Annotated in this window: 1 protein-coding gene and 1 pseudogene; both read left to right on the top strand. The window is 63.1% G+C overall.

Annotated features, from left to right (window positions below; genetic code table 11):
• Positions 1-1,140: cation:proton antiporter (locus tag EN994_RS30910; RefSeq protein ID WP_127308121.1), on the top strand; the 1,140-nt coding region annotated here is incomplete at its 5' end.
• 166 nt (positions 1,141-1,306) lie between these two features.
• Positions 1,307-1,505, top strand: a pseudogene (locus EN994_RS30915) (EEP domain-containing protein); the annotation flags it as partial.

Raw genomic sequence — 1,505 nt, forward strand, 5'->3', positions numbered from 1 at the left:
GGATCATCGGAACGGCGCTGCTCAGCAGAATGGAGCCTGCTTAACGACGCCACCGCGCTGCTGATTTACCGAATGGCGATTTCTGCGGCAGCAGGCTCCATTCTGCTGAGCAGCGCCGTTCCGATGATCCTGCTGTCCACGCTCGGCAGTCTTGCGGCCGGCTATCTGCTTGGCCGGTTGTCTCTGATGACGCTGGGCCGGATCGAGGACCCGGCGAGCGGCACTGTGGTGCAATTTGCCGGCACGTTCGGGGTCTGGATCCTGGCCGACAGGATCGGACTGTCGGCCATCATCACCATAGTCGTCTATGCCATGACGATCGCCCGCACCGCGCCGCGCCGCATGCCGGCCAGAAACCGCATCAGCTCTTATTCCGTCTGGGAAACGGCGGTCTTCGTGCTCAATGTTCTGGCTTTCGTGCTGATGGGCCTGCAGGCGCGTACGATCGTCGGCCGGCTTGCCGGGCAGGGGCAGACCGATGCGTTCGTCCTGGCCGGGACAGTGCTCGCCATCGTCATCGTCTCACGCTTCGTCTGGGTTCTGGGGTGCGGCGCGATCATCAGGTGGTTTGACCGTTTCGGCGTGGCTGATCGTCAGCGTGACGCTCCGTCGTTTCGTGGCGGCGTGCTGATCGGCTGGTGCGGGATGCGCGGTTTGGTGACGCTTGCGGCGGCATTCGCCCTGCCGGCTGAATTCCCGGCCCGCGACCCGATCGTGCTCGCTGCCTTCACGGTCGTCCTCGGCACGCTGGTGCTGCAAGGCATGAGCCTGAAGCCGCTGCTGCGCCTTTTGAACCTCAACCCTGACGAAACGGTCGACCGCGAGGTTGCGCAGGCGCGTGTTGTGGTCATGCAGGCGGCGCTCGACATATTGAGCGGCAAGACATCGGACGCGGCGGCCGCGGTGCGCGAGCAATATGCCGCTCAACGCAAGATCGCCAAAAACCCCGACGATGCCCAGGCGGCGACCGAATATGACCGCTTGCGTCTTTATGCGATCAAGAGCCAGCGCGACGCGCTGGAGGAATTGCGCCGCAATGGGACGATTGGCGACGAAGCCTATCATCGCCTTGAGGAAGAGATCGACTGGACCGAACTGGCCGCGTCGCCACCCGGCCGGTTCCAGCCGCTGAATACTTGAGGCATCGCACGCCGTTTTCCGGCGCACGGAAGATACCGAAGTGCTTCGGGATCGGTGCATGATCCCGGTCAGGGGCAAGGCTGGTCCAAGCCAGGTCCATTCTCCTGCACATTGCAACCGCGGCATCGAACCGCTACTGCCAACACGAAATTGAGCCGGATAAGCAATGAAGCTGGTCAGCTACAACATCCAGTACGGGTTCGGCAGCGACGGGCGCTACGATCTTTCGCGCGCCGCGCGCATCGTTGCCGGCGCCGACGTCATTGCACTGCAGGAAGTCGAGCGTCACTGGCAACGCAGCAATTTCGACGATCAGCCGGAACTGCTTTCCAGCCTGCTGCCCGACTATCACTGGGTCTATGGCC

Origin of the sequence: Mesorhizobium sp. M7A.F.Ca.CA.002.09.1.1, from assembly GCF_003998555.1 — a bacterium.
GTDB classification, from domain to species: Bacteria; Pseudomonadota; Alphaproteobacteria; order Rhizobiales; family Rhizobiaceae; genus Mesorhizobium; species Mesorhizobium ciceri.